Annotated in this window: 18 protein-coding genes, 2 tRNA genes and 2 rRNA genes (1 of these 22 only partly in view); 10 read left to right on the plus strand and 12 right to left on the minus strand. The window is 66.6% G+C overall.

What is annotated here, in order from left to right; genetic code table 11:
* The 5 genes from AAD027_RS01945 to tyrS all read right to left on the minus strand — a co-directional run.
* Window positions 1-2,053 (minus strand): 23S ribosomal RNA (locus tag AAD027_RS01945) (it extends 825 nt beyond the left edge of the window).
* Between the two features lie 252 nt (window positions 2,054-2,305).
* Window positions 2,306-2,382 (minus strand) — tRNA-Ile (locus AAD027_RS01950).
* A gap of 15 nt (window positions 2,383-2,397) precedes the next feature.
* Window positions 2,398-2,473, minus strand: a tRNA-Ala gene (locus tag AAD027_RS01955).
* Between the two features lie 129 nt (window positions 2,474-2,602).
* Window positions 2,603-4,147 (minus strand): 16S ribosomal RNA (locus AAD027_RS01960).
* The 16S and 23S rRNA genes sit together here with 2 tRNA genes alongside, the layout of an rRNA operon.
* Window positions 4,148-4,611: 464 nt before the next feature.
* Window positions 4,612-5,820, minus strand: coding sequence for a tyrosine--tRNA ligase (tyrS, locus tag AAD027_RS01965; protein ID WP_341724325.1), 1,209 nt, complete (start codon window positions 5,818-5,820; stop codon window positions 4,612-4,614).
* Between the two features lie 185 nt (window positions 5,821-6,005).
* On the opposite strand from tyrS, the gene AAD027_RS01970 reads away from it, so the two are divergent.
* Both AAD027_RS01970 and AAD027_RS01975 read left to right on the plus strand, forming a co-directional pair.
* Window positions 6,006-7,469, plus strand: coding sequence for a peptidoglycan DD-metalloendopeptidase family protein (locus AAD027_RS01970; RefSeq protein ID WP_341724326.1), 1,464 nt, complete (start codon window positions 6,006-6,008; stop codon window positions 7,467-7,469).
* Window positions 7,470-7,544: 75 nt separating this feature from the next.
* Window positions 7,545-8,708 carry an anhydro-N-acetylmuramic acid kinase gene (locus tag AAD027_RS01975; protein ID WP_341724327.1) on the plus strand — a complete coding sequence of 388 codons (1,164 nt, stop codon included), beginning with the start codon at window positions 7,545-7,547 and terminating at the stop codon, window positions 8,706-8,708.
* A 6-nt stretch (window positions 8,709-8,714) separates the two neighbouring features.
* Here the strand turns inward: AAD027_RS01975 and AAD027_RS01980 are convergent, their stop codons facing one another.
* The 3 genes from AAD027_RS01980 to AAD027_RS01990 form a co-directional block, all read right to left on the minus strand.
* Window positions 8,715-8,942 carry a hypothetical protein gene (locus tag AAD027_RS01980; RefSeq protein WP_341724328.1) on the minus strand — a complete coding sequence of 76 codons (228 nt, stop codon included), beginning with the start codon at window positions 8,940-8,942 and terminating at the stop codon, window positions 8,715-8,717.
* Window positions 8,943-9,037: 95 nt separating this feature from the next.
* Window positions 9,038-10,429 (minus strand): AmpG family muropeptide MFS transporter, encoded by a 1,392-nt coding sequence (locus AAD027_RS01985; RefSeq protein ID WP_341724329.1) that lies wholly within the window; start codon window positions 10,427-10,429, stop codon window positions 9,038-9,040.
* On the minus strand, window positions 10,429-11,199 hold the full coding sequence (locus AAD027_RS01990; protein WP_341724330.1) for an exodeoxyribonuclease III: 771 nt from the start codon (window positions 11,197-11,199) through the stop codon (window positions 10,429-10,431). Before AAD027_RS01990 ends, AAD027_RS01985 begins: the two co-directional genes overlap by 1 nt.
* Before the next feature lie 124 nt (window positions 11,200-11,323).
* Between AAD027_RS01990 and pyrE the strand changes: the two genes are divergently transcribed.
* The 3 genes from pyrE (at window position 11,324) to AAD027_RS02005 (ending at window position 13,827) form a co-directional block, all read left to right on the plus strand.
* A complete protein-coding gene (gene pyrE / locus AAD027_RS01995; protein WP_341724331.1) occupies window positions 11,324-12,001 on the plus strand; it encodes an orotate phosphoribosyltransferase in 678 nt (225 codons plus the stop codon).
* An 18-nt stretch (window positions 12,002-12,019) separates the two neighbouring features.
* Window positions 12,020-12,682: a hypothetical protein gene (locus AAD027_RS02000; protein ID WP_341724332.1), complete on the plus strand. Its 663-nt coding sequence runs from the start codon at window positions 12,020-12,022 to the stop codon at window positions 12,680-12,682.
* Between the two features lie 254 nt (window positions 12,683-12,936).
* On the plus strand, window positions 12,937-13,827 hold the full coding sequence (locus AAD027_RS02005) for a LysR substrate-binding domain-containing protein (RefSeq protein WP_341724333.1): 891 nt from the start codon (window positions 12,937-12,939) through the stop codon (window positions 13,825-13,827).
* A gap of 235 nt (window positions 13,828-14,062) precedes the next feature.
* On the opposite strand, the gene AAD027_RS02010 is transcribed toward AAD027_RS02005, so the two are convergent.
* Genes AAD027_RS02010 through coaBC form a run of 3 tightly spaced genes read right to left on the minus strand, consistent with a single transcriptional unit; the run spans window position 14,063 to window position 18,100 of the window.
* Window positions 14,063-16,393 carry a phosphomannomutase/phosphoglucomutase gene (locus AAD027_RS02010; RefSeq protein ID WP_341724334.1) on the minus strand — a complete coding sequence of 777 codons (2,331 nt, stop codon included), beginning with the start codon at window positions 16,391-16,393 and terminating at the stop codon, window positions 14,063-14,065.
* Window positions 16,394-16,406: 13 nt separating this feature from the next.
* Window positions 16,407-16,874 carry a dUTP diphosphatase gene (dut, locus tag AAD027_RS02015; RefSeq protein WP_341724335.1) on the minus strand — a complete coding sequence of 156 codons (468 nt, stop codon included), beginning with the start codon at window positions 16,872-16,874 and terminating at the stop codon, window positions 16,407-16,409.
* The gene (gene coaBC / locus AAD027_RS02020; RefSeq protein ID WP_341724336.1) at window positions 16,871-18,100 is read right to left on the minus strand and encodes a bifunctional phosphopantothenoylcysteine decarboxylase/phosphopantothenate--cysteine ligase CoaBC; all 1,230 of its coding nucleotides are present in this window, start codon (window positions 18,098-18,100) and stop codon (window positions 16,871-16,873) included. Before coaBC ends, dut begins: the two co-directional genes overlap by 4 nt.
* A gap of 96 nt (window positions 18,101-18,196) precedes the next feature.
* Here coaBC and radC point away from each other — a divergent pair, with 96 nt between their 5' ends.
* From radC to AAD027_RS02045, 5 genes are all read left to right on the plus strand, one after another.
* Window positions 18,197-18,871 carry a RadC family protein gene (radC, locus tag AAD027_RS02025; protein WP_341724337.1) on the plus strand — a complete coding sequence of 225 codons (675 nt, stop codon included), beginning with the start codon at window positions 18,197-18,199 and terminating at the stop codon, window positions 18,869-18,871.
* A 191-nt stretch (window positions 18,872-19,062) separates the two neighbouring features.
* Window positions 19,063-20,751, plus strand: coding sequence for an arginine--tRNA ligase (gene argS / locus AAD027_RS02030; protein WP_341724338.1), 1,689 nt, complete (start codon window positions 19,063-19,065; stop codon window positions 20,749-20,751).
* A 15-nt stretch (window positions 20,752-20,766) separates the two neighbouring features.
* Window positions 20,767-21,579: an SPOR domain-containing protein gene (locus AAD027_RS02035; RefSeq protein ID WP_341724339.1), complete on the plus strand. Its 813-nt coding sequence runs from the start codon at window positions 20,767-20,769 to the stop codon at window positions 21,577-21,579.
* Entirely contained in the window at window positions 21,576-22,013 is a 438-nt protein-coding gene (locus tag AAD027_RS02040; protein WP_341724340.1) for a hypothetical protein, read from the plus strand. Before AAD027_RS02035 ends, AAD027_RS02040 begins: the two co-directional genes overlap by 4 nt.
* Window positions 22,010-22,759, plus strand: a complete 750-nt coding sequence (locus AAD027_RS02045) for an SDR family NAD(P)-dependent oxidoreductase (RefSeq protein ID WP_341724341.1) — start codon at window positions 22,010-22,012, stop codon at window positions 22,757-22,759. The genes AAD027_RS02040 and AAD027_RS02045 overlap by 4 nt, the downstream gene beginning before the upstream one ends.
* A gap of 151 nt (window positions 22,760-22,910) precedes the next feature.
* Here the strand turns inward: AAD027_RS02045 and speA are convergent, their stop codons facing one another.
* Window positions 22,911-24,812, minus strand: coding sequence for an arginine decarboxylase (speA, locus tag AAD027_RS02050; RefSeq protein WP_341724342.1), 1,902 nt, complete (start codon window positions 24,810-24,812; stop codon window positions 22,911-22,913).
* Window positions 24,813-24,853 lie beyond the last annotated feature (41 nt).

Genomic DNA, 24,853 nt, shown 5'->3' on the forward strand with positions numbered 1-24,853 from the left:
TAAAGGTTCACGGGGTCTTTCCGTCTTGCCACGGGAACGCTGCATCTTCACAGCGATTTCAATTTCACTGAGTCTCGGGTGGAGACAGCGCCGCTGTCGTTACGCCATTCGTGCAGGTCGGAACTTACCCGACAAGGAATTTCGCTACCTTAGGACCGTTATAGTTACGGCCGCCGTTTACTGGGGCTTCGATCAAGAGCTTCGCCTTGCGGCTGACCCCATCAATTAACCTTCCAGCACCGGGCAGGCGTCACACCCTATACGTCCACTTTCGTGTTTGCAGAGTGCTGTGTTTTTGATAAACAGTCGCAGCGGCCTGGTTTCTGCGGCCCTCGACAGCTCAGCTACGCATGTAGCCACCATCAAGGGCGCACCTTCTCCCGAAGTTACGGTGCCATGTTGCCTAGTTCCTTCACCCGAGTTCTCTCAAGCGCCTGAGAATTCTCATCCTACCCACCTGTGTCGGTTTACGGTACGGTCTGCGTGAGCTGAAGCTTAGGAGCTTTTCCTGGAAGCGTGGTATCGGTGACTTCGCCCAAAAGGGCTCGTCTCGGTGCTCGGTCTTAAAGGATCCCGGATTTGCCAAAGATCCAAACCTACCGCCTTTCCCCGGGACAACCAACGCCCGGTACACCTAACCTTCTCCGTCCCTCCATCGCACTCACGCGAGGTGCAGGAATATTAACCTGCTTCCCATCGACTACGGCTTTCGCCCTCGCCTTAGGGACCGACTAACCCTGCGTCGATTAACGTTGCGCAAGGAAACCTTGGGCTTTCGGCGTGCGGGCTTTTCACCCGCATTATCGTTACTCATGTCAGCATTCGCACTTCCGATACCTCCAGCAACCTTCTCAAGTCACCTTCAACGGCTTACGGAACGCTCCTCTACCGCGCACACAAAGTGTGCACCCCAAGCTTCGGTTCATCGCTTAGCCCCGTTAAATCTTCCGCGCAGACCGACTCGACCAGTGAGCTATTACGCTTTCTTTAAAGGGTGGCTGCTTCTAAGCCAACCTCCTGGCTGTCTGTGCCTTTCCACATCGTTTTCCACTTAGCGATGAATTTGGGACCTTAGCTGTGGGTCTGGGTTGTTTCCCTTTTCACGACGGACGTTAGCACCCGCCGTGTGTCTCCCGTACAGTCTGTCTTGGTATTCGGAGTTTGCCATGGTTTGCTAAGACGCGATGTCCCGCTAGCCATAACAGTGCTCTACCCCCAAGAAGATTCATACGAGGCGCTACCTAAATAGCTTTCGAGGAGAACCAGCTATCTCCGGGTTCGATTAGCTTTTCACTCCTAATCACACCTCATCCCCTACCTTTGCAACGGGAGTGGGTTCGGGCCTCCAGTACCTGTTACGGCACCTTCACCCTGGGCATGACTAGATCACCCGGTTTCGGGTCTACTGCCCGCGACTATGCGCCCTTATCAGACTCGGTTTCCCTTCGCCTCCCCTATACGGTTAAGCTTGCCACGAACAGTAAGTCGCTGACCCATTATACAAAAGGTACGCAGTCACCCTTGCGGGCTCCTACTGCTTGTACGCACACGGTTTCAGGGTCTATTTCACTCCCCTCTCCGGGGTTCTTTTCGCCTTTCCCTCACGGTACTGGTTCACTATCGGTCGGTCAGGAGTATTTAGCCTTGGAGGATGGTCCCCCCATGTTCAGACAGGGTTTCTCGTGCCCCGCCTTACTCGTCTTCACTGAAAAGGTCCTTTCGAATACCGGGCTGTCACCGTCTATGGCCAGTCTTTCCAGACTGTTCTTCTAAAACCAATCCAGCTTAAGGGCTGGTCCCCGTTCGCTCGTCACTACTCAGGGAATCTCGGTTGATTTCTTTTCCTCCGGTTACTTAGATATTTCAGTTCACCGGGTTCGCTTCCAGCAGCTATGTATTCACTGCAGGATACTGCCGAAGCAGTGGGTTTCCCCATTCGGACATTGCGGGATCAATGCTTGTTGCCAGCTCCCCCGCACTTTTCGCAGGCTGCCACGTCCTTCATCGCCTCTGACCGCCAAGGCATCCACCGTGTGCGCTTATTCGCTTGACCATATAACCCCAAGTCGCCTCGGAGCTACACGCCGTGCCGGTGGGGTACAAAGCCACCGACGCGAACATACGACTCAATTTACTAGGGACTCGAAGTCCCCGCCTTAGCCTCAACGACACGTCTAGATGAAAATCTAAAACGCTCGCTACGTCACAAGTTGTTAAAGAACACGAGGCCGGCTTCAGCGCCAACCCGTTTCAAATCTTTTAGTGTGCGGTGCAATTTCCAGAGAGTGCCATGGCTGACCTGGTTTGGTGGGTCTGGGAGGACTCGAACCACCGACCTCACCCTTATCAGGGGTGCGCTCTAACCACCTGAGCTACAGACCCAAAAGTCGTCCTCAGTGGTGGAGCCAGTCGGGATCGAACCGACGACCCCCTGCTTGCAAAGCAGGTGCTCTCCCAGCTGAGCTATGGCCCCGTAAGGCTTTCCCCTGGAAAGTCCGCACAGCGATGTGCGGGCTCTTGCGGAGGGACCCGCGTACGGGATTACTCTGAAAAATGCAGGTGTCTTGTGTGGGCGCCTGACAAGAAGCGCTTGTCGTGCTCAAAAGGAGGTGATCCAGCCGCACCTTCCGATACGGCTACCTTGTTACGACTTCACCCCAGTCATCGGCCACACCGTGGCAAGCGCCCTCCCGAAGGTTAAGCTACCTGCTTCTGGTGCAACAAACTCCCATGGTGTGACGGGCGGTGTGTACAAGGCCCGGGAACGTATTCACCGCAGCAATGCTGATCTGCGATTACTAGCGATTCCGACTTCATGGAGTCGAGTTGCAGACTCCAATCCGGACTGAGATGGGGTTTCTGGGATTGGCTCACCCTCGCGGGTTTGCAGCCCTCTGTCCCCACCATTGTAGTACGTGTGTAGCCCTGGTCGTAAGGGCCATGATGACTTGACGTCATCCCCACCTTCCTCCGGTTTGTCACCGGCGGTCTCCTTAGAGTTCCCACCATTACGTGCTGGCAACTAAGGACAAGGGTTGCGCTCGTTGCGGGACTTAACCCAACATCTCACGACACGAGCTGACGACAGCCATGCAGCACCTGTCTCACGGTTCCCGAAGGCACCAATCCATCTCTGGAAAGTTCCGTGGATGTCAAGACCAGGTAAGGTTCTTCGCGTTGCATCGAATTAAACCACATACTCCACCGCTTGTGCGGGCCCCCGTCAATTCCTTTGAGTTTCAGTCTTGCGACCGTACTCCCCAGGCGGCGAACTTAACGCGTTAGCTTCGATACTGGGTTCCAAGTTGAACCCAACATCCAGTTCGCATCGTTTAGGGCGTGGACTACCAGGGTATCTAATCCTGTTTGCTCCCCACGCTTTCGTGCCTCAGTGTCAGTGTTGGCCCAGGATGCCGCCTTCGCCACAGATGTTCCTTCCGATCTCTACGCATTTCACTGCTACACCGGAAATTCCGCATCCCTCTACCACACTCTAGTGATCCAGTATCCACTGCAATTCCCAGGTTGAGCCCAGGGCTTTCACAACGGACTTAAACCACCACCTACGCACGCTTTACGCCCAGTAATTCCGAGTAACGCTTGCACCCTTCGTATTACCGCGGCTGCTGGCACGAAGTTAGCCGGTGCTTATTCTTTGGGTACCGTCATCCCCATCGAGTATTAATCGATGGGATTTCTTTCCCAACAAAAGGGCTTTACAACCCGAAGGCCTTCTTCACCCACGCGGTATGGCTGGATCAGGCTTGCGCCCATTGTCCAATATTCCCCACTGCTGCCTCCCGTAGGAGTCTGGACCGTGTCTCAGTTCCAGTGTGGCTGATCATCCTCTCAGACCAGCTACGGATCGTCGCCTTGGTGGGCCTTTACCCCGCCAACTAGCTAATCCGACATCGGCTCATCTATCCGCGTGAGGCCCGAAGGTCCCCCACTTTCACCCGTAGGTCGTATGCGGTATTAGCGTAAGTTTCCCTACGTTATCCCCCACGAAAAGGTAGATTCCGATGTATTCCTCACCCGTCCGCCACTCGCCACCCAGAGAGCAAGCTCTCCTGTGCTGCCGTTCGACTTGCATGTGTTAGGCCTACCGCCAGCGTTCACTCTGAGCCAGGATCAAACTCTTCACTTAAAACTACATGCCCGAAGGCAAAAGCTTTGAATGCAGATCGCTTGATCACAAGCTTTACGTATCGCTTGCATTTCTACAATTGACAAGATGCTCATGAATCGAACGTCTGCAAGATGGACAGCTTGTCCTTCCTGCAGGCGCCCACACAAGTCACCTGCGCACACTGTCAAAGAGCTGCGAAGTCGGCCTCAGCGCCTTCCTTCGTGACCCCAACGTTTCCGTCGAGGTGAGCCGCACATTATGGCGGGTTTTTGCGTTTCGTCAACACCCTGTTTGGGAGGCTGTTGGCGATTCGTTTCCCTTCGTTCGTGGCCGTTGCCTTCCGGCAAAGCCCCTGGCGACGGGGGAGGGAAAGTATGACGGGTTCCACCCCGTTTGGGAAGGCCGCCCGCGAAAAATTTCACGCTGCCAGCCACCCCGTCCGGAGCCCCCTCGGCCGGCCCCGGCGGATGCCTTGCCAGGCCTTACTGCGCGACCAGCCGGACCCGGGCGAAGTTGCGCTTGCCTACCTGCAGGACACCCTCGAAACCGGGCGCCAGGGCCGTATTGGGGTCCTCCACCACGGCGCCGTCGATCTTCACGGCCCGTTCCTTCAGCTTGCGGCTGGCTTCCGAGTTGCTGGGCGTGATGCCGGCGGCGGTCAGCAGGGCGCCGATGCGCAGGCCCTCGGCCGGGACCGCGACATCCTTCAGCTCGAGCAGGGATGTATCGCCTTCGCCGCGGACGACGGCATGCCAGCCGGCGACGGCCTTTTCGGCCTCGGCCGCTCCGTGGAAGCGCGCGGCCAGTTCCTGCGCCAAGCGCAGCTTGACGTCGCGGGGGTTCAATTCGCCTGTGGCCACGGCCTGCTTGAGCGCGGCGGCTTCGGCCACGCCGATCTCGAAGCTGAGCAGTTCGATCCAGCGCCACATCAGGTCGTCGCCGATCTTCATGGTCTTGGTGACGATGTCGATGGCCGGTTCGTTGATGCCGATGTAGTTGCCCAGCGACTTGGACATCTTCTGCACGCCGTCCAGCCCTTCCAGCAGCGGCATGGTCAGCACGATCTGCGGCGGCTGGCCGAAGTGCTCCTGCAGGCCGCGGCCCATCAACAGGTTGAACTTCTGGTCGGTGCCGCCCAGTTCGACGTCGGCCTTCAGCGCGACCGAGTCGTAGCCCTGCACCAGCGGGTAGAGGAATTCGTGGATGGCGATCGACTGCTGCGCGGCGTAGCGCTTGGCGAAGTCGTCGCGCTCCAGCATGCGCGCCACGGTGTGCTGGGCCGCCAGCTTGATCATGTCGGCCGCCGTCATCTGGCCGAACCATTCGGAATTGAAGCGGACCTCGGTGCGCGCCTTGTCCAGCACCTTGAACACCTGGTCGGCGTAGGTCTGGGCGTTGGCCAACACGTCATCGCGGGTCAGCGGCTTGCGGGTGACGTTCTTGCCGGTGGGGTCGCCGATCATCCCGGTGAAGTCGCCGATCAGGAAGATCACCTGGTGCCCGAGGTCCTGGAACTGCCGCATCTTGTTCAGCAGGACGGTGTGGCCGATGTGCAGGTCCGGGGCGGTGGGGTCGAAGCCGGCCTTGATCCGCAGCGGGCGGCCCAGCTTGAGGCGGGCTTCCAGCTCTTCGGTCTTGAGGATTTCGTCGGCTCCGCGGCCGATCAGGGCAAGGGCATCTGCAGGGGACAAGGCATGGATTCCGGTGGGTGTGGCGCGCGTGAAGGCGAAGTCAGTTAGGTGAAGCTTATGTTAAAGCAGGACGAATCGTGATGCGGATCAAAAAAGTCAATCGGCTCAATGGTTTGACGCGAAGTCTTCGTGTGACTATGGTACGCCGATTGGGGCCTTGTTCTTGGGCCCGGGATGCAACCTTGATGCAATCTCATGGGGGCGGCAACGGCCGCAAGCAACAGTTCCGGGAACGCCTTGGGGTGCTTCGCGATACCGCGCTGCACGAGCGTGTGAAGCACGCGCTGCCGGCCGGCCGCTGGACGCGCCGCCACTGGATCCAAGCCAGCCTGTTCACCACCATCGGCGTACTGATGGCGACCATCGTGCCGGGCTTCTCCAATGCGATCCAGGCCCCGGTTTCCACGCCGCACGCCACCTTCGCGCTGGATCTCCCGGAATTGTCCGAAGCGCGCCAGGCCGACGCCGATGCCGACAGCTGGCAGATCGTGCGGGTGAAGCCGGGCCAGACGATGGGCGCGATCTTCGAGGAACTGGGCATTCCGGCCGCCACCCTGTACCGCCTGCTGGAGAACGCCGACGCCAAGCAGGCGCTGACGCGGCTGAAGCCGGGCGCCGAGATCGCCTTCGACCTGCCCGCCACCGGCGGCCTGCGCACGTTGCGCTACGACCGCGACCCCGGCCACCGGGTGGAACTGACGATCGGCCCGGACAAGATCACCGAACGCGTGATCGCCCGCGAGACCACCACCCGCACCGTGGTGCTCAGCGGCAAGGTGGGGCGTTCGCTCAACCGCTCGGCGCGCAAGGCCGGCCTGACGGCGGCGAACATCAACTCGCTGACCGACGAGATCTTCAAGTACGACATCGACTTCAATTCCGACCTGGGGCCGGAAGACCGCTTCAGCGTGGTGGTCGAACAGACCTGGCGCGAGGGCGAGCTGATCAGCACCGGCCCGGTGCAGGCGGCCACCTTCACCGTGAACGGCAAGCTGCGGTCGGGCTTCCGCTTCACCCGCCCGGGCGGCAAGCCGGAGTACTTCACCGCCGACGGCCGGCCGCTGAAGAAAAGCTTCATCCGCATGCCGATCCAGTACGCGCGCATGAGCTCCAAGTTCGGCGCGCGCCGCCACCCGGTGCTGGGCACGATGCGCATGCACAAGGGCGTGGACTACGCCGCCTCCACCGGCACGCCGATCATGGCCGCCGGCGACGGCCGGGTGCAGTTCGCCGGCTGGCAGGGCGGCTACGGCCGCACCGTGATCCTGGACCACGGCAAGGGCCACACCACGCTGTACGGGCACATGTCGCGGCTGGGCAACATCAAGCCCGGCCAGCGCGTGGCGCAGGGCACGGTGATCGGCTACGTCGGCACCACCGGCCTGTCCACCGGCCCGCACCTGCATTACGAATTCCGCATCAACGGCGTGCACCGCAATCCGCTGTCGGTGACGATGCCGCCGCCCGAACCGCTGTCCGGCGCCCAGTTGGCCTCGTTCCGCACCTATACCGCCAATGCGCTGGCGCGCATCCGCACGGTGGAAGACATCATCTACGCCGATGTCGGCCCGGCTGAGCCGGAGAACGCCAAGGTCACCGCGGCGGCCAAGCCTGCCGCCGCCGGCAGGAAGGGCAGCGGCAAGGGCTGATCCCTGCTGCCGCATGGCGATGAATCGCAAAAGGCGGGACACTGTCCCGCCTTTTTCTTTGCCCGCCGGATCCGCATGCCCCATTCCACCGATGCCGCCGCTCCCGAGCTTTACCTGGGCCTGATTTCGGGCACCAGCGCCGATGGCATCGACGCCGCCCTGGTGCGCTTCGAAGGCTCCGGGGAGTCGCTGCGGTGCGAACTGGTGCGCGGCAGGACCTATGCATGGCACGACACGCTGCGCGTGCCCTTGATCGCCCTGGGCCAAGGGGTGGACAACGTGTCGCTGGACCAACTCGGCTCGCTGGATGCGCGCGTCGCGCAGGCGTTCGCCGATGCCGTGCTGGCGCTGCTGGAGGAATCCGGCGTGCCGCGCGGCCGCGTGCGTGCGATCGGCTCGCACGGGCAGACCATCCGCCATCGTCCGCATGCCGATCCGCCGTTCACTTGGCAACTGGGCGATGGCAACGTCATCGCCGAACGCAGCGGCATCGACACGGTGGCCGACTTCCGCCGCCGCGATGTCGCCGCCGGCGGCCATGGCGCGCCACTGATGCCGGCCTTCCACGCCGCCTTGCTGGGTTCTCCGCATGAGGACCGCGCCGTGCTCAACCTGGGCGGCATCGGCAACTTCACCCTGCTGCCCGCCGCCAGCGAGCCCGGATCGAGTCCGGAGCGGGCGGTGCGCGGCTTCGACACGGGTCCGGCGAATGCATTGATGGATGGCTGGTGCGAACGCCATACCGGCCGGGCTTTCGATGCATCGGGCGCGTTCGCGGCCAGCGGCCAAGCGGACGCCGCGCTGCTGGCGCGCCTGCTGGCCGAGCCGTGGTTTGCGCTGCCGCCGCCCAAGAGCACCGGCCGCGAGCAGTTCCACCTGGATTGGCTGCAGGCACGGCTGGGCGACACGCCGCCGGCGCCCGCCGACGTGCAGGCCACCTTGCTGGAACTGACCGCGCGCACCGTGGCCGACGCGTTGGCGATGACCCAGCCGACCACACGACGCGTGCTGGTCTGCGGGGGCGGCGTGCACAACGCGGTACTGATGGCGCGATTGGCCGCGCACCTGCCGCAGGCGGTGGTGGAATCGACCGCGGCGCACGGGCTGGACCCGGACTACGTGGAGGCGATGGGCTTCGCGTGGCTGGCCCGCGAGACGCTGGCCGGGCGGCCGGGCAACCTGCCGGCGGTCACCGGCGCGCGCGGGCCGCGCGTGCTGGGCGCGGTGTATCCGGCGTGAGCGGCCTCAGAACCCCTTGCCGGCGGGCACGTCCTTCAGTGCGTTGATCGCGTCGGAAAGCACGTTGACCTCGGCGTCGTTGAAGCCGCCGCTCACTTCCGCCTCGCAGGTGAACAGGCCCTGCTCCAGCAGGTTCAGGATGGTGTCGTGGATGTTCCATCCGCGCGCCTGCGACACCCGGCGGATGCGATCGGCCAGGATCGGGTCGATGTCCTTCAGCACGATGTCGGTCATGGATTCCCCTGTGGTCCGGCGAGGCGTCGCCGCGCCCCGCGCCCACTAGATACGCGCCCGTCGATGATTCGGCAAGCCACCGCCCGTGCCCGCGCTCATGTCGCGGCGGTGGTGCCCATCCGCTTCCGGTCGTGCCAGATCAGCAGCAGGCAGAGCAACAGCACCGGCACGCCCAGCAGCGCGGTGCCGGTGAAGAACAGGCTGTAGCCTTCCAGCAGCGTGCGTCCCTGCGCGAGATATTCCACGCTGACGCCGGACAGTCCCTTCAATACCTTGCCCAGCAGCGCATAGAACGAACTGAGCAGGGCGTACTGGGTGGCGGTGTAGCCGATGCTGGTCAGGCTGGACATGTAGCCGATCAGCGCCACGCCGGCGAAACCGCTGCAGAAATTGTCGATGACCATCGTGGCGGTGAACACGCCCGCGTCGGCGCCGTGCAGCGCCAGGTAGGCGAAGGCCAGGTTCGAGCCCGGCCCCAGCACCGCGCCCGCCAGCAAGGTGGGAATGAAGCCGAAGCGCACCGCGCACAACCCCGCGGCGGCGATGCCGGCGATGGTGGCCACCAGGCCGAACGAACCGCGCACCGCGCCGACGGTCTCCTTGGCGATGCCCAGATCCGCATAGAACGGGTTGGCCATCGGCCCCAGCACGAAATCCGGCAGGCGGTACAGGCTGATCGCCAGCAGCATCAGCAGCGCCCACTGGCCGTGCTCGCGGAAGAACGCCACGAACGGCCCGATCAGCGCGTCGAACAGCCCGCGCGGCGTGAACAGCTTCGGGTCCGTCGCCGCCGCCAGCCGCGTGGCCTCGGGCTCGCGCGCCATGAACGTGGCCAGCACGCCCACCGCCATCAGCGCACCCATCAGGTGGTAGGACATCGACCAGCCGATGCCGGCGGCGAAGATCAGGATCAGCGCATCGGTGACCAGCAGCGCGCCGCGGTAACCCAGCGCCGCGGTGGAGGTCAGCAGACCCTGCTGCTCGTTGCTGTCGGCGATCTCGATGCGCCAGGCATCGACCACGATGTCCTGCGTGGCCGAGGCGAACGCCACCACCAGCGCCAGCGCGCCGAACACCAGCAACTGGTCCAGGGTGAAGCCGGCCAGCAGCAGCTGGCCTTCGCGCGGTTCCACCAGCGCCATGCCGACCAGCGCCGCCGCCGCGACCACCTGCGACCACAGCATCCAGCCACGGCGACGGCCCAGCCAGCGCCCCACCAGCGGCGCGTCCAGCTTGTCCACCAGCGGCGCCCACAGGAACTTCAGCGAGTACGCCAGGCCCACCCACGACAGGAAACCGATCATGGACAGCTCGATGCCGTTCTCGCGCATCCAGAAGCCCAGCGTATTGCCCACCAGGTAGATCGGCATGCCCGAGCTGAAGCCCAGCAGCAGCATCACCAGCACCTTGGGCTGGCGCAGGTTCAACAGCACTTCCTGCCAGGGCTTGCGGCGGCGGGCGGGCGCCGCGTCGGCGGACTGGCTCATCAAGCGTAGTCCACCGTGAACGGCGCATGGTCGGAGAAGCGCTGTTCGCGATAGATCGAGCACGCCTTCAGGCGATCGCGCAGCGACGGCGTGACGAACTGGTAGTCGATGCGCCACCCCACGTTGTTGGCGCGCGCCGCGCCGCGATTGCTCCACCAGGTGTAGTCCTGGCCCTCGGGGTTCAGCACGCGGTACGCGTCCACCCAGCCGCCATCGTCCACGCACAGACCGTTCAGCCAGTCGCGTTCGGGCGGCAGGCAGCCGGAATTCTTCTGGTTGCTGGTCCAGTTCCTGATGTCCAGCCGGCTGCGCACGATGTTCCAGTCGCCGCACAGCACGTAGTGGCGGCCGCTGCGGCGCCACTCGTCCAGGATCGGCGCCAGCCAGTCCATCACCTTGAACTTGAAGCCCTGCCGCTCGTCGCCGGACGAACCCGACGGAATGTAGAACGACACCACGCTCAGGTCGCCGAAGCGCGCCTCGATGTAGCGCCCTTCCTCATCGAACTCGGGCCAGCCCAACGCCGTGCGCACCTCGTCCGGCTCGCGCCGTGCGTAGATCGCCACGCCGCTGTAGCCTTTCTTGGTGGTGGCGTCGCGATAGAAACAGTGGTGGCCATCGGGACGGAAGGCGGCGTCGGTCAACTGGTTTTCCTGCGACTTGGTTTCCTGCACGCAGACCACGTCGGCCTGCTGGGCCCGGAGCCAGTCGAAGAAACCCTTGTTGGCGGCCGAGCGGATGCCGTTGGCATTGAAGCTGATGATGCGCATGGGAAGCCGGGATTCGGGAATCGGGATTCGCAAAGCGTACCGCATGCGCCGGAAAGGCATGCGCCAAGACAGGCTATGCTTCTTGCCAATCCCCATTCCCGAATCCCCAATCCCGGCTTCTCCCATGTCCAGCCATCGCTCCCGCTTCCTCCAGCTCGCCCTGCACGCCCAGGCCCTGCGCTTCGGACAATTCACGCTGAAATCGGGGCGGTTGAGCCCGTACTTCTTCAACGCCGGCCGCTTCGACAGCGGCGCCAAGCTGGCCGACCTGGCCGCGTGCTACGCCGATGCGGTCGAAGAATCCGGCGTGTCGTTCGACCTGCTGTTCGGCCCGGCCTACAAGGGCATCCCGTTGGCCACCGCGCTGGGCTGCGAGTTCGCCCGCCGCGGCCGCGACCTGCCGGTGGCCTTCAACCGCAAGGAAGCCAAGGACCACGGCGAGGGCGGGCTGCTGATCGGCGCGCCGCTGGAGGACCGCCGCGTGCTGATCGTGGACGACGTGATCACCGCCGGCACCGCCATCCGCGAAGCGTTGGGTTTGATCCGTGCCGGCGGCGGCACCCCCGCCGGCATCGTCGTGGCGCTGGACCGGCAGGAGGTGCTGGGCGACGCCGGCGACGATACCGACACTCCACGCCGTTCCGCCGCCCAGGCCGTGGCCGAGGAAACCGGCGTGCCGGTCGTCGCCGTGGCCAGCCTGCACGACCTGCTTGCTTTTGCAGGCGAAAGCGCCGACCTTGTGCAGCATCGCGACGACCTGCTGGCCTACCGGGCCCGCTACGGCAGCGCGCTCCAGGGTTGATTGCAGCAGGGGGCTGCCATGACGATCCGTTCGACACTCCTTCTGGCCGGCGCCTTGCTTGCGCTGGCGCCCGCCGCCATCGCGCAGAAGGCGCCCAAGAAGCTGTTCTGCTGGGAAGAGAACGGCCGACGCGTCTGCAGCGACGCATTGCCGCCCGAAGCCGTCAACGCCGCGCGCGAGGAAATCAGCGCCGCCAGCGGCCTGCGCACCGGCGAAATCGGCCGCGCCCTGACCGACGAGGAACGCGCCCAGGCCGCCGTCGAGGCGCAGCAGCGCATGATGGACAAGGCCGCCGAGGAAACCCGCCGCCGCACCGACGCGGCCATGCTGCTGTCGTATCGCAGCGAGGACGACTTGCGCCGGGTGTTCACCGAGCGCACCACCATCGTCGACAACAACGTGCGCACCGCGCGTTACAACGTGGTCAGCCTGCGCGAGGGCCTGGTCAGTCTGCTGCAGACCGCCGGCGACCGCGAACTGGCCGGCCGCCCGGTCGCGCCGGAAATGGCCGCCAACATCCGCCAGCGCCACGCCGAACTGGTCCGCACCCGCCGCCTGCAACAGAGCTTCGAGACCCAGCGCGCGGAGCTGGACGTGGAGATCGCCGACATCCTGCAGCGGTACCGCACGATGACGGGCACGGCGCCGTCGGCAAGCCAGGCCCCGCCGCGGCAGCCATAGCCTCCCCGCCCCCGGATCACGTCCGCATCCGCCGAAGGCTCATCGCCGGTACCGCCTCCGGGCGGCCGTTTCCGTGCGTTCCCTGTCCCACCCTGCCGACAGCGACTGACAGGTGAGGGTCCGCAACACGTCCACCAGCACTTCGTACACCTTGTTCCACATGGCCGCACTCCCTGTTTGCCGGCCATTGCAGGCGACTTGCGGCCCGCGCTCAAACGAGTTTATCGTCGCCCTGCCATAACCTGAGGTTGTGCATGAGACGCGGACGCATCCCCCTGACCGCCTTGCGCAGCTTCGAGGTCGCCGGACGCCTGCAAAGCTTCACCCGGGCCGCGGAGGAACTGTGCATTTCGCAGGCGGCGGTCAGCCGCCAGGTCAATGAACTGGAACAGCGGCTGCAGCGTCCGCTGTTCGTCCGCATGCACCGTGGCGTGCGGCTTACGGACGACGGACGCCAACTGCTCGGCGTACTGACACGCTGCTTCGACGAAATGGGCGATGCCCTCGATGGCCTGGATGGCATGAAGGCGGGTTCGACGATCACCATCAGCTGCGAACCGTCGTTCGCGGCCTGCTGGCTGGCGCCGAACCTGGCGGAATTCCAGCGCGTCCATCCCGCCATCGACGTGGAACTGGATTCCGATCCGCGGCTCACGGACTTCCGCGGCGGCCGACCCGCATTGGCGATCCGCTACAGCGCCACCGCCACGCATTGGCCGAGAAGCGAGAGCCGGCACCTGGCCGACGTGGAGATCCTTCCGGTGGCCGCACCGTCGTTGCTGGAGCAGGCCGCCCCCTTGCGGCAACCGCGCGACCTGGCCGACTTCACCCTGCTGCATGAGGAAAACCGCGACCTGTGGCGCGCCTGGCTAAGCCGGACAGGCGTGTCCGTCGCCGCCAATCGCGGCCCCATCTTCGCCGACGGGGGCCTGGTGCTGCAGGCCGTGTTGCGAGGACAGGGCGTGGCGCTGATGGATGCGCTTTTCGCGGCCGAGGAAATCGAGGCAGGCCGCCTGGTCCACCTGTTCGATGCTGCGCCGATGCCGCACGGCGCCTATTGGCTGGTCGCCCGCCGCTTCGGCGCATTGCCCGTGCCGGCATCGTCGTTCGTCGACTGGATCGGGACACGCCTGGGCGCGGCCTGATCGTGCCGTTGCATCTGTCGCCCGCCGGGCCTCGGAACCTGTTCACGATCTCGAGCGGCGCGGCCGGCTCGAGCAGCGCGGCCGGTATTCGAGAAAAAAGGCCCGTCATTCCGGCGCAAGCCGGGACCCAGTGTCTTTAGCTCTTCGGAATGCTCGCGTCGACTCAATGAAAGTCGCTGGGTTCCGGCTTGCGCCGGAATGACGAACTCACTTTTTCGAGAGCGTGAACAGGTTCTCAGAAGGTCATGGTCAATTCCGGCGCCAGCGCCTGCAGGCGGGTGCGGAATTCGGTCTTGATGCGTTCCAGCGCCTGGTTGTTGTCGGCCTCGAAGCGCAGCACCAGGATCGGCGTGGTGTTGGACGCGCGCACCAGTCCCCAGCCGTCGTCCCAGTCGGCGCGCAGGCCGTCGATGGTGGACAGGCGGGCACCCTCGAAACTGGCGCCCTCGACGAAGCGCTCGACGATGGCGTGCGGCGTGCCTTCGTCCACCGCCACCTTGATCTCCGGCGTGGACACGCCGTCGGGCAGTTCGGCCAGCACCTCGGACGGGGTTTCGGCGCGGTTGGCCAGGATCTCCAGCAGGCGCGCGGCGGAGTACAGGCCGTCGTCGAAGCCGTACCAGCGTTCCTGGAAGAAGAAGTGGCCGCTCATCTCGCCGGCCAGCTCGGCGCCGGTCTCGCGCATCTTGGCCTTGATCAGCGAATGGCCGGTCTTCCACATCATCGGCGTGCCGCCGTGGCGCAGCACCCAACCTTGCATCTTTCCGGTGCATTTGACGTCGTAGATGATCAGCGCGCCGGGGTTGCGTTCCAGCACGTCGGCGGCGAACAGCATGAGCAGGCGGTCGGGGAAGATGATCGCGCCTTCCTTGGTCACCACGCCCAGGCGGTCGCCGTCGCCGTCGAAGGCCAGGCCAATGTCCGCGTCGAACCGCTTCACGGTCTGGATCAGGTCCTCCAGGTTGTGCGGCTCGCTGGGATCGGGATGGTGGTTGGGGAAAGTACCGTCCACGTCGCAGTACAGCGGGATCACTTCCGCGCCGATGGTTTCCAGCAGTTGCGGGGCGATGTCGCCCGCCACGCCGTTGCCGGCGTCCACCACGACCTTCAGCGGACGGTCCAGCTGCACGTCGTCGGCGATGCGCTGGATGTAGTCGCCCGAGACGTCGCGCTGCTGCAGGTCGCCGCGCACGTTGGCCACGTGCAGGCGGTTGTCGCGGATGCGCTCGTACAGGTCGGTGATGGCGTCGCCGGACAGGGTCTGCCCGCCGACGACGATCTTGAAGCCGTTGTAGTCCGGCGGGTTGTGGCTGCCGGTCACCGCCACGCAACTGCCGGTGCGCAGGTGATAGGCGCCGAAGTAGGCCACGGGCGTGGGCGCCAGGCCGATGTCGATGACGTTGCGGCCGGCCTTGCGCAGGCCTTCGATCAGTCCGCCGACCAGGTCCGGGCCGGACAGGCGGCCGTCGCGGCCGACGACGATGTCGGCAAGGTCTTCCTCGCGCATCACCGAACCGATGGCCAGGCCGATCAGTTCGGCCACGTCCACGCTCAGGGTCTGGCCGACGATGCCGCGGATGTCGTAGGCGCGGAAGATGCCCGGGTCCACTTCCACCGCCTTGGGTTCGGCCTGGGTGTAGGTGTCCTTCGGCGCCGTCGCGGCGCGGCTGCTGGGCGGCGGCGGCGGCTCGCGCAGCAGGGCTTCGCCGAGGGTGGGTTCGTCCGCCTCTTCCACGACCGCCGCTTTCTTCCCGAACGTCGGCAGGCGCACCCCGCCGCGCATGACCAGCAACGCCAGCACCGCCAACGCCGCCAGCACCACGGCGGCCACCAGCGCCGGGATCGCCTCCAGGCCCAGCGGGCCGGATTCGCTGTCGGGCACGGCGGCGGCCACGCGCAGGCCGGTCCTGCCGACGGCATGGGCCATCACCTCGGCGCCGTCCCGCAGCCCGGCATTGCCGCGCTCGCGCACGCTGAAGCCGCCCTGGCGCAGCGCCAGGTAGCCACCGCCTGAAATCGCGACCGCATCGAAGCCCTGGGTCAACTGCGACAGAGGCAGGCGCACATAGACCACGCCCTGCGGCACGGCGGCGGCCAGGCCGAAGGCGGTGGCCTCGCCGTCCTTGATCACGCGCGCGGCGACGGCATCGCCCTGCATGGCGGCTTCCAGCAGCGCCAGCTTGGCGAAACCGTAGGCGGCCGGGTCCTGGTAGGCGGCATCGAGGCTGCCTTCGAGGATCTCCGCGTGCTCCACGCCGGCCCACCCCTCGCGCAGCGCGGCCACGGCGGCGGCGGTGTCGCCGGCGGCCAAGGCGGCCTTGACCGGTTCCGACGCCAACCGGCTGGCCAGTTGCCGGGTCTGCGCGTCGTAGGTCGACAGCACGGCCGCAGCGGCGGCATCGCGTGCGCGCTCCACGTCTTCGCCCAGGCGGGCATCGCGCCACTGGCGCACGCCGCTCCATGCCATCAGGCCGGCCAGCAGGGCCAGCAGCACGGTCGCCAGCGGCAGCGCGCGGCGCAGGTCGCCCACGGGAATCCGTGTACGGCTCTCGTTCGTCGTGTTCATAGGTTGTCCCCTGTCACCGCACGCCGGTGTGGCCAAAGCCACCCGTCCCCCGTGCGCTGTCGGCGAAAGTATCCACCACCTGCAGGGTCACGCGCACTATCGGCAGCACCATGACCTGGGCGATGCGGTCGCCGGGCTGGATGGTGAAGGTCTCGTGGCCCCGGTTCCACACGCTGATCAACAGCGGACCCTGGTAGTCGGCGTCGATCAGGCCGGTGCCGTTGCCCAGCACGATGCCGTGGCGGTGCCCCAGGCCGGAACGCGGCAGCACCACCGCGCACAGTTGCGGATCGCCCAAGTGCAGGGCGATGCCGCTGGGCACCAGCGCGGTGTCGCCGGGCTGCAGCACCAGCGGGGCCTCGATGGCGGCGCGCAGGTCCATGCCGGCGCTGGCTTCGGTGGCGTAGGCCGGCAGCGGCCATTCGTCGCCGAAGCGCGGGTCGAGCAGCTTCACTTCCACGGCGTGCGGGGCAGGGGTCATGCGTCCAGGCGCTCCACGATCAGGTCGATCAGTTCTTCGGCCAGTTGCGTCTTCGGCGCGGAAGCGAAGGCGCGCTCGCCGTCCTTCCAGTACGCGGTCATCGCGTTCTGGTCGCTCTCGAAGCCGCCATCGGCGATGCCGACGCGGTTGGCGACGATCATGTCCAGGCGCTTGGCGATCAGTTTCTTGCGCGCGTATTCGGCCACGTTGTTGGTTTCGGCGGCGAATCCCACCACCAGCTTCAGCGCCTGCGTCTGCGCCGCCACCTCGGCCAGGATGTCGGGCGTGCGCACCAAGTCCAGCGCCAGCGATTCGCTGGACTTCTTGATCTTGTCGGCGGCCGGTTCGCGCGGCGTGTAGTCGGCCACGGCGGCGGCGCCGATGTAGATGTCCGCCGGCAGGGCGGCGAACACCGCGTCATGCATCTGCGCGGCCGAGCGGACGTCCACGCGGGTCACCCCCGGCGGCGTGGGCAGGCCGACCGGACCGGCGACCAGGGTGACCTGCGCGCCGCGCCGCGCCGCGCTGGCGGCCACCGCGAAGCCCATCTTGCCGCTGCTGCGGTTGCCCAGGTAGCGCACCGGGTCCAGGTCTTCGTAGGTGGGACCGGCGCTGACGACGATCTTCAGGCCGCCCAGTTCCGCGCTGATGCCGGCCGGCGCACCCATGGCCTCCGCCAGCGCCGCGACGATCTCGTCCGGCTCGGCCAGCCGGCCGGGCCCGGATTCGCCTTCGGCCAGCGGGCCGTCGTTCGGCCCCACCACCTGCACGCCGCGCGCGCGGAGCGTGGCCAGATTGGCCTGCGTGGCCGGGTGCTGCCACATGCGGTGGTTCATGGCCGGCGCCACGCTCAACGGCGCCGTGGTGGCCAGGCACAGCGTGGTCACCAGATCGTCGGCCAGACCGTGAGCGAGGCGCGCCAGCAGGTCGGCGGTGGCCGGGGCGATGACGATGCGCTCGGCCCAGCGGGCCAGTTCGATATGGCCCATCGCCTGCTCGGCGGCGCCGTCCCACAGGCTGGTGCGAGTGGGCTGGCCGGACAGGGCCTGGAAGCTCAGCGGGGTGACGAACTGCTGCGCGCCGGCGGTCATCGCGACCTGCACCTCGGCGCCGGCGTCCTTCAGCCTGCGCACCAGCTCCAGCGATTTGTAGGCGGCGATCCCGCCCCCCACGCACAGCAGGAGACGACGTCCTGCCAGGCCCAGCGCCTTGTTCGATCCACTCACGTCGGCCCTTTCCTACGTCCGTACAGGCGATTAGCTTACCCGAACGCCCCGTGAAGCCCGATGGCCCGCACGCCGGCGCGGGTCGAGACTGCCGCCATGCACATCCGCGACTGGCCCCACCACGAACGTCCCCGCGAAAAACTGCTCGACCGCGGGCCCGGCAGCCTCAGCGACGCCGAACTGCTGGCGGTCTTCCTCGGCTCCGGCCTGCGCGGCCGCGATGCCGTCGCCACCGCGCGCGAGCTGCTGGCCACCCACGGCTCGCTGCGCGCCCTGCTGGAACGCCCGGCATCCGAACTGACCACGTTGCCCGGGCTGGGGCCCGCCCGCGCCAGCGCCTTGGCCGGCGCGCTGGAACTGGGCACGCGCCTGCTGCATTCGGCGCTGGAGCGCGGCGACGCCATCAGCGACCCGCAGGCCGCGGGCCGCTACTTCGCCCAGCGCCTGCGCGGCCGGCCGCACGAGGTGTTCGCGGCGCTGTTCCTGGATACACGGCACCGCGCGCTGGCCTTCGAGGAGCTGTTCCAGGGCTCGGTGGACAGCGCTGAGGTGTATCCGCGCGAAGTGGCCCGCCGCGCCCTGGCGCACAACGCCGCCGCGCTGATCGTGGGCCACAACCACCCCTCCGGCTGTGCCGAGCCTTCCACCGCCGACCGCGCCGTGACCGTGAAGCTGAAACAGGCCCTGGCGCTGGTGGACATACGGCTGCTGGACCATTTCGTCATCGGCGACGGCAGCCCGCAGTCGATGGCGGCGCGGGGGTGGGTGTGAAGTGGATGGGGGTTTCTGGTTCCTGGTTGCTGGATGGCAGGCTGATGGAGTGGGGCTGACATAGCGGTCTGGACGAGAACCACCGCAACTTCCCGGAACCCGCAACCAGAAACCAGCAACCCCTTCGCAAGAACACGGAAAAACCTGCGAGAAGCTAGAATGGCCGGCCTGATGCCATCTCCAGCCACTCCGTGAAAGCCTCCCTCCGCGCCCTGATCACCCGGGGCATCGACGCCCTGCGCACCGCCGGCACGCTGCCGGCCGATACCGCCACGCCGGACTTCGTGGTCGAACGCCCCAAGACGCGCGAGCACGGCGACTTCGCCACCAACGCCGCCATGCAGTTGGCCAAGGCCGCGCGCAGCAATCCGCGCGCCATCGCCACCGCCCTGGTCGCCGCACTGCCGGCCAGCGATGACGTGGCCAGGGTCGAGATCGCCGGCCCGGGCTTCATCAACTTCCACCTCACGCCCGCCGCCTACCAGCGCGAAGTGGCCACGGCGCTGTCGCAGGGCGCGGCATATGGCCGCAATGCCACCGGCGCCGGCAGGACGGTCGGCGTGGAATACGTGTCCGCCAACCCGACCGGCCCGCTGCATGTCGGCCACGGCCGCGCCGGCGCCATCGGCGACTGCATCGCCCGGGTGCTGGAAGCCAACGGCTGGAACACCCGGCGCGAGTTCTACTACAACGACGCCGGCGTGCAGATCGACAACCTGGCCAAGTCCACCCAGGCCCGCGCGCTGGGCAAGGCGCCGGACAGCGAAGGCTGGCCGGAAGACGGTTACCGCGGCGACTACATCGCCGACGTGGCGCAGGCCTACCTCGACGGCGAAACGGTCGACGTGGAAGGCCATTCGGTCACCGGCGAGAAGGACCCACAGAACCTGGACGCGATCCGCCGCTTCGCCGTGGCCTACCTGCGCCGCGAGCAGAACCTGGACCTGGAAGCGTTCGGCGTGTCGTTCGACACCTACTTCCTGGAAAGCTCGCTGTATACCGGCCAGAAGGTGGAGGAGACCGTGCGCAAGCTGGTCGCCTCCGGCCACACCTACGAGGAAGGCGGCGCGCTGTGGCTGCGCAGCACCGATTTCGGCGACGACAAGGACCGCGTGATGCGCAAGTCCGACGGCAGCTACACCTACTTCGTGCCGGACGTCGCCTACCACCTCAGCAAGTGGCAGCGCGGCTACCAGCGCGCGATCACCGAACTGGGCGCCGACCACCACGGCTCGCTGGCGCGCGTGAAGGCCGGCCTGCAGGCGCTGAACGAAGGCATCCCCCCCGGCTATCCCGAGTACGTGCTGCACCAGATGGTCACGGTGATGCGCGGCGGCGAGGAAGTGAAGCTCTCCAAGCGCGCCGGCAGCTACTTCACCCTGCGCGACCTGATCGAGGAAGCCGGCCGCGACGCGACGCGCTGGTTCCTGATCGCGCGCAAGCCCGATTCCCAACTCACATTCGACATCGACCTGGCGCGCCAGCAGAGCAACGACAACCCGGTGTTCTACGTGCAGTACGCGCACGCCCGCGTGTGCAGCCTGCTGCGCCAGGCCGCCGAAAAGGGCTACACGTACGACCAGGGCCATGCGCTGAACCATCTGGCGCTGCTGGACGACGACACCTCGCTGTCGCTGATGGTCGAACTGTCGCGCTACCCGGAAGTGGTGGAAGCCGCCGGCGAATCGCTGGAACCGCACACCATCGCGCAATACCTGCGCGACTTGGCCTATGCTTTCCACACGTGGTACGCCGGCACGCCGGTGCTGGTGGAGGACGCCGCCCTGCGCGATGCGCGGCTGGCGCTGGCGCTGGCGGTGCGCCAGGCACTGGCGAACGGCCTGGACCTGTTGGGCGTCAGCGCCCCTGAAAAGATGTAAGTGGAGACGCAGTAGATGGCAGCAAGGCGCGGCAAGAGTCAGGCCACCCGCAATTCCAACCAGGCCACGCCCGCATGGGTATGGCTGATCCTGGGCCTGTTGATCGGCCTGGCGATCTATTTCGTCCTGCCCGGCCTGGGCAAGAAGGACGGCGACGGTTTCTTCCGCCCGCAGCCCAACCCGGACGCACAACCCGCGCCGGTCGACAGCGCCGACGTCGACGCCGTGGTGCCGGAAACGCAAACCACGGAATCGCCCGCCGTGACGGCGCCGACGGGAGACAACGCGCCGAAGGAAACCCAGTACGACTTCTACACCCTGCTGCCCGGCAAGGAAGTGCGGATGTCCGACGCCGAACTGGCTGCCAGCGCACGCGAGGAAGAGGCCCGCAGGGCGCGGGCGGCACTGGCCGGCCAGTCGCCGGTGGCCGCGCCGACGCCGTTGCCGGACACCGTTTCCACGCAACCGGCCCCCATCGTGGAAACGCCGGCCGCCACGCCCACGCGACCGCCCGCCGTCGCTACAAGCACCCCGCCGCCACCGGCCCAGCCCGCCTCCACCGCTACCGCCACCGCCGTGGCCAGCGCCGACAGCGGCGCACGCTACATCCTGCAGGCGGGCGCGTTCGGCGCCTCCGGCGACGCCGAGGCCACAAAGGCCAGGATCGCCCTGCTGGGCCTCAGCGCCCGCGTCGAATCCGCGCAGATCGGCGGCAAGACCGTCTACCGCGTCCGCATGGGCCCGTACGGCACCGCCAGCGAACTGGCCGAAGCCAAGCAGAAACTGGCCAACAGCGGACTGCCGGCGATGGCCATCAAGGCGCAATGAAACTGCCGGTCGAGTACTGGAAACGGGCGGTCCTGGGCGCCACCGCGGCGATGGCCCTGGTGCTCGTCCTCTCCTGGGCGGGTAGCCGCGTGCTGCCGATCGCCTGGCTGGAGCCCCTCAATACACGCCTGGGCTATCTCAGCCCGCTGAACTACCTGTTCGTGGCGGCAGGCATGGCGGCGGGCGGCCTGATCGCCGGCACGCGCTTCGTCCCCTGGGCGGCGGCGCTCGCCCTGGTCATCTGGCTGGCGACGCTCGCCGTGCTGGCGGGCGCCGTGCCGAACGCCCTGGATGCGCCTTCGCCGGGGCTGGGCAAGCTGGTTTCCCTCAACCTCGCGAGCATCCTGCTGACGATCGCCGCCGCCGCAGCGGGCGCGCTGGCGGGCGCACGCTGGGGAGGCAGCCGCCCGAACCCGATGAGGCACGCACCATGACCCGTACCGCGCTCATCACCGGCGCCACGTCCGGATTCGGCGCCGCCGCGGTCCGCCGCTTCGCCGCCGCCGGCTGGCGCGTCGTCGCCACCGGCCGCCGCGCCGACCGCCTGCAGGCGCTGGTGGACGAACTGGGGGCCGACAACGTGCACGCGGCCGCGTTCGACATCCGCGACGAGGCGGCGATGGACGCGGCGCTGGCCGCCCTGCCGGCAGGCTTCCGCGACATCGACCTGCTGGTCAACAACGCCGGCCTGGCGCAGGGCACCGCGCCGGCGCAGAACGCGCTGCTGTCGGACTGGCGCACGATGATCGACACCAACATCACCGCGCTGGTCACGCTGACCCATCGGCTGCTGCCGCAGTTGGTGGAACGCAAGGGCGCGATCATCAACATCAGCTCGGTGGCCGGCGTGTACCCGTATCCGGGCGGCAATGCCTACGGCGGCAGCAAGGCCTTCGTCAGCCAGTTCTCCCTCGGCCTGCGCAGCGACCTGCACGGCACCGGCGTGCGGGTGACGGCGATCGAACCGGGCATGGCCGAAACCGAATTCACCCTGGTGCGCACGCATGGCGACCGGGACGCATCGGACAAGCTCTACACCGGCGCCCACCCGATGACCGCCGAGGACATCGCCGAGACGATCTTCTACGTGGCCACGCTGCCGCCGCACCTCAACATCAACCGGCTGGAGATCATGCCGGTGACGCAGTCGTTCGCGGGATTCCAGGTGGCGCGCACGTAATTCGCCCGAACTCCTGTCCCGACAACGACGCCATCATCTCGGCGAAAGCCGGGACCCAGCGCCTTCCGGGACGCATGCTGGACAGCCGAGTCGTATGCGAAAGCAAAGGCACTGGGTCCCGGCTTTCGCCGGGATGACGGCTTGCGTGGCCTCAGCCCAACGGTTCGTCGGACAAATAGGTATAGCCGGTCAGGCCCGCTTCGAGCGCATCCGCCAGCGTTTTCGACTCCTCCGCCGGTAGCTGCGCCTCCGCAACGCGCTGACGGTACACCGCACGCAGGTCGTCCAGTTTGTAACCCACGTAATCCAGCATCACGTCGGTGGTGTCGCCGCGGCGCTGCTGGGTGAGCAGGTAGCCGGTACCGGCGTCGGCGCTGACCTCCACCGCGTCGGTGTCGCCGAACAGGTTGTGGATGTCGCCCAGGATTTCCTGGTAGGCGCCGACCAGGAAGATGCCCAACCGGTAGCTTTCGCCCGGCTTCAGCGCATGCAGCGGCAGCGAGGAATCCAGCCCCTCGTTCTCCACGTAGGTTTCCACCATGCCGTCCGAATCGCAGGTCATGTCGGCGATCACGCCGCGGCGGTCCGGCGCTTCGTCCAGGCGTTCGATCGGCACGATCGGGAACACCTGGTCGATGGCCCACACGTCGGGGATCGACTCGAACACGCTGAAGTTGACGAAGTACTTGTCCACCAGCCGTTCGTTCAATTCGTCCAGCAGGTCGCGATGGCTGCGCTCGTCGCTGCTCAGGCGGCCGCGCACGGCATGCGCGATGGCGTAGAACAGGTCGTCGATGCGCGCACGGTGCACCAGGTCGATCTGGCCCAGCGCGTACAGCGACAGGCCTTCGCTGTGGTGGTGCTGCGCTTCGTGGAACAGCTCTACCGCCGGGCGCGTGTCGAGTTCGGCGTGGATCTCGCGCAGGTGACGGATCACCGCCGGCTCGTCGTCGTGCGCGGGCGGCACGCGCCCTTCCGGCGCCTGCTCCACTTCCGCCACGTTGACCACCAGCACCGCGTGGTGCGCGGTCATCGCGCGGCCGCATTCGGTGACGATGCGCGGCGGCGTGAGGCCGTTCTGCTCGCAGGCTTCGGCCAGCGGCTGCACGATGTTGCTGGCGTACTGGGCGATGCCGTAGTTGATCGAGCAATAGCTGCGCGAGCGGGTGCCTTCGTAATCGATGCCCAGGCCACCGCCGACGTCGACGTGGCTGATGGTCGCGCCCAGCTTCGACAGCTCGACGAAGTAACGGGTCGCCTCGCGCATGCCGTTGGCGATGTCGCGCACGTTGGATATCTGCGAGCCCATGTGGAAGTGCAGCAGGCTCAGCGTGTCCTGCAGGCCGGCTTCGCGCAGCTGCTTCCACAGGTCCAGCACCTGGCGCGGAGACAGGCCGAACTTGGCCTTGTCGCCGCCGCTGTTCTGCCACTTGCCGGCGCCCAGCGTGGCAAGGCGCATGCGCACGCCCAGGCCGGGCCTGACGCCCAGCTTGCGCGCTTCCTCGATCACCAGCGGCAGCTCGGAGGGTTTTTCGATGACGATGAAGGTCTGCAAGCCCAGCTTGCGGCCGATCAACGCCAGCCGGATGTACTCGCGGTCCTTGTAGCCGTTGCAGACGATCAGGCCGCCGGGCCGCGACAGCGCCAGCACCGCCATCAGCTCCGGCTTGCTGCCGGCTTCCAGGCCGAAGCCCTCGCCGGCATGCGAGGCCAGGGTGCCGGCCACGCCGCGGTGCTGGTTGACCTTGATCGGGTACACGGCGGTGTAGCCGCCGGCGTAATCCCAGTCGGCCTGCGCCTGCGCGAACGCGGCCTGCAGCTTGCCCAGCCGGTCGCCCAATATGTCCGGGAAGCGCACCAGCAACGGCAGCTTGGCACCCTGCGCCCGGGCGGCGTCGACCACGTCCGGCAGCGGGATCGCCGGGCCGTCCGTGCCCTTGGGCGAGACGACGATGCGGCCGGCGGCGTCCACGTCGAAATACCCCTCCGCCCAGTGCGGCACGGAGTAGGTCTTGCGGGCTTGGTCGGGTGACCAGGTAGGGCTGGAGGTCATGGCTATTCGCTGTGCTGGCGCGTGGCGACGCGTTCTTCATT

The organism is Pseudoxanthomonas putridarboris, assembly GCF_038321125.1.
In the GTDB taxonomy this organism is placed as follows: Bacteria; Pseudomonadota; Gammaproteobacteria; order Xanthomonadales; family Xanthomonadaceae; genus Pseudoxanthomonas_A; species Pseudoxanthomonas_A putridarboris.